This is a genomic window from Pseudomonas sp. 5P_5.1_Bac1, from assembly GCF_025466015.1.
Taxonomy (GTDB): domain Bacteria; phylum Pseudomonadota; class Gammaproteobacteria; order Pseudomonadales; family Pseudomonadaceae; genus Aquipseudomonas.
This window is the reverse complement of sequence record NZ_JANLNX010000003.1, coordinates 1-3,825: the sequence shown is the minus strand read 5'-3', so window position 1 is coordinate 3,825 and position 3,825 is coordinate 1. Positions and strand designations below refer to the sequence as shown.

At 66.8% G+C, this 3,825-nt stretch carries 1 protein-coding gene; it reads right to left on the bottom strand.

Features of this window, described 5'->3' with window-relative positions; genetic code table 11:
* Positions 1-3,825: beta strand repeat-containing protein (locus NTD82_RS00385; protein ID WP_262127382.1), on the bottom strand; the 3,825-nt coding region annotated here is incomplete at both ends.

The window sequence follows — 3,825 nt, the reverse complement described above, 5'->3', positions numbered from 1 at the left end:
GCCCGCCGCGCCGCCGACCAGCAGGTTGACCTGATTGTTGACGCTGGTTTGCACTTCCAGGTCGCCCGCTACCAGGCCGCCCGGGATTGTGCCGATCGCCAGGCCGTTGTCGGTGAGGCTGCCGGTGTAGTCGATCAGGCGGTACACGCCGAGGCCGAAGCCGCCGGCGTCGGTGACGTTGAGCTTGCCGTCGAGCACCAGGTTGCCGTTGACCTTGAGCATTCCGGCCTGGCCCGCGACCGCGGCGCCGAGGAAGGCGTCGAGGTTGGAGTCGTTGTTGAGGGTCAGGTTGCCGGTGGTCAGGGTGCTGCTGCTCGCGAGCTGCACGTGGCCGCCATCGGCGAGGGTCACGGCGCCGTCGATGCGGCCCGTGCCAGCGAGGGTGGCGCCGTTGGCGACGGTCAGCCCAGAGGTGCCCAGCACGCCCTGGCCAGTGACGGACAGGACGCCTTGGCTCACCGTGGTGGCGCCGCTGATGCTGCTGACGCCGGTCAGGATCAGGCTGCCGAGACCGGCCTTGTTCAGGCCGCCGGTGCCGCTGATGGCGCCGGCGTAATTGCCGCCGGCCACGGTCAGCACGCTGTTGTTTTCCAGGGCGATGGCGCCCTGCCCGCTGAGCAGGCCCACCGCGCTGCTGGCAGCGACGCCGAGGGTGCCGGCGGTGCTGATGTCGATCGCCGGGGTGCCGGTGGTCGTGCTGCCCAACAGGTTGAGGCGGCCATTGTCGATGCGGTAGCTGCCGCTGAAATCGTTGTTGCCCGTTAGGTCGACGGTGCCGACGCCTTGCTTGATCAGGGTGCCGTTGCCGCTGATACGCCCGCTCAGGAGAAGAGGATCGGCGTTGCCCACGGTCAGGCTGCTGGCCAGTTCGATGCGGTTCTTCAGCTCGGAAACACCGGCGGTGAGTACGGTGCTGGCGCCGTTGACCGCGAGCACGCTGCTGCCCAGTGCCTTGTTGTGGCCCAGCACCAGGGTGCCGCCATTCAGCACGGTGCTGCCCTGGTAGCTGTTGTTGCCATCGAGCCTCAGTGCGTTGGCGCCGTTCTTGATCAGCCCGCCATTGCCATTGATCTGCCCGGTCAGGGTCAGGTCATTGCTGCCGGCCAGGGTCAGGTCGCCATCGAGAATCACGGTGTTGCCAGCGCTGACAGCGGTGTTGTTGTCCAGCGTGGTGCCAGCGCTGACGCGCAGGCTGCCGGTGCCGAGTGCGGCGTTGTTGCCCAGCACCAGGGTGCCCGCGCTCAGGCGGGTGCCGCCGCTGTAGGTATTGGCGCCATTGAGCACCAGGGTGCCGCTGTCCAGCTTGTTCAGGATGCCGCTGCCGCCCAGACCCACGTCCAGCGTTGCGGTCTTGCCGGTGTCGACGCGCACGGCGCTGTAGCCGCTGGTGCCGTTGACCAGTTGCAGCGTGTCCGCGGCGCCGCCCTCCAGGCTGTAGCCATCGGTCAGGAATTGCAGGCCGGTGACGCTTTGAGTGCCGTCAACGGTGACGGTGCCCGCCGTGCCCTGGAACACCGCGAAGGAACTGTTCCAGGCGCCGTTGAGGCCGGCGTTGGTGGTGGTCCAGTTGCTGGTGATGCTGTTCCAGGTGCCGCTGCCGCCTTCGACGGTGCCATTGCCGGTCAGTTGGCTGCCGTCCCAGAAACGGATATCGGCCGAGCCACCCACCACCAGGTTGATCTGGTTGGCGACGCTGCTCTGCAGTTCCAGTTCGTTGGCCGGAACGCCTATCGGCAGCCCGTTGAGTTGCAGGCCGTTGTCAATCAGCAAGCCGCCGTAATCGAACAGGCGGTACACGCCGATGCCGAAACCGCCGGTGTCGGTGATATTGAGTTTGCCGTCGAGGGTCAGGTTGCCGGTGACATTGGCCAGGCCTGCCGCGCCGGCCGTGGCAGTACCCAGGGCGACGTCGAGGTTGGAGGTGTCGTTCAGCACCAGCGAACCGAGGGTCAGCACCGAACCACCGGCCAGGCCGAGGTGGCCGCCGTTGGCGACGGTCACGGCACCACCCACTGCGCCGCTGCCGGCCAGGGTTGCGCCGTTCTCGACCGAGACACTGCCGCCGCCCAGATTGCCATTGACCCGCAAGGTGCCGCCGGCAACGGTGGTCGCCCCGGCCAGGTTGCTGTTGCCGCTGAGCAGCAGTGTGCCGCTGCCATTCTTGTAGAGCGTGCCGTTTCCGCTCAGGGCGCCACTGAAGGTGCCCTGGTCAACCCGGAATTCGCCCGCATCGAGCTGCACGTTGCCGGCGCCGTTGAGCTGGCCGGTGGCAGCACCCGCGATCAGTTGCAGGGTGGCACCAGACGCGACATTGATCGCGCTCGGCTCGCCCAGCGTGACGGCGGTGTTGCTGATCAGACGACCGCCGTTGATGTTGTAGATGCCGTAGAACCCGTTGCCGCCGTTGAGGGTCAGGGTGGCGGTGCCGGCCTTGGTCAGGCTGCCCATGCCGGTAACGGAACCGTCCAGGGTCAGGTTGTTGCTGCCCTGTACGGTCAGGTCGCCGCTGATGGCGACGTCGTTGCCGACGGTCAAGGCGCTGCTGCTTTCCAGCGCGGCGGTCCCGGCGACATCCAGCCGGCCAGCGCCCAGTGCGTTGGCATTGCCCAGCACCAGGGTGCCGGCGTTCAAGGTGGTATTGCCCTGGAACAGGTTGTTGCCGCTCAAGGTCAGCTTGCCGCTGCCGTCCTTGACCAGCCCGCCGGCGCCGGACACCACGCCGCCAAGGGTCAGGTCGTTACTGCCGACCACGGTGAGTTCACTGTTGAGCGTGACGGCATTGCTGACCGCGATATTCGCCGCCGCCTGCAGGCTGGACGCGCCGCCGACCGTCAGCGTGGTGTTGCCCAGCGAGGTGTTCTGGCCCAGGCGCAAGGTGCCCTGGTTCAGTGTGACCGTACCGCTCAGGGTGTTGGCGCCGGTCAGGTTCAGCGCACTGCCGCCATTCTTGATCAGGTTGCCGGAGCCGGAGACGATGCCGGTCAGGGACATGTCGCGGGTGCCGAGAACGGTCAGGTCGCCACTGATCAGCACGTTGTTGCCAATCAGCGCGCCCGGCAGGCTGCTGTCGAGCGTGGTGCCGTTGGCCGTGTTCAGCCCGCCCGCGCCCAGCGCGCTGCTGCTGCCCAGTACCAGGCCACCGGCGTTGAGCCAGATATTGCCCAATTGAGAGTTGTTGCCATTGAGCGCCAGGGTGCCGGTCCCGATCTTGAGCAGACCGCCGGCGCCGCTGACGGCGCCGTTCAGGGTCAGGGTGGTGCCAGCGTCGACCTGAATGTTGGACACGCCGGAGAACACCATGCCATTGCTCAATTGCACATCGCTGATGTCGGTGCGCAGGTAAGTACCGGAGGCAAGGCTCAGGGCGCTGCTACCCAGCGCGCTGTTATTGCGCAGCACCAGGGTGCCGGCGCTGAGGGAGGTGCCACCGGTGTAGCTGTTGCTACCGGCGAGGACCAGGGTGCCTGCACCGCTTTTCTGCAGTTTGCCGGTGCCGCCGACAGGCGCTTCGATCAGCGCCGTGACGCCGTTGTCGACAGTGAACAGCGCCGAACCACCCGTGCCGTTGATCAGGTTCAGGCTGCCTGCCGTCCCTGCGGTCAACGCGTAGCCGTCGGTCTTGAATTGCAGGGCGCTGACGCTCTGCGAACCTTCGATGACCACCGTGCCCGAGGCTGCCTGGAACACTGCCGAGACACCTGTCCAGACACCGTTGATGGCCCCGCCGGACTTGGTCCAGTTGGTATTGGTCGCGTTCCAGACGCCGCTGCCACCCTCGATGGTGCCGTTGGCGACCGAGGTGTTGCCGTCCCAATACTGGTTGCT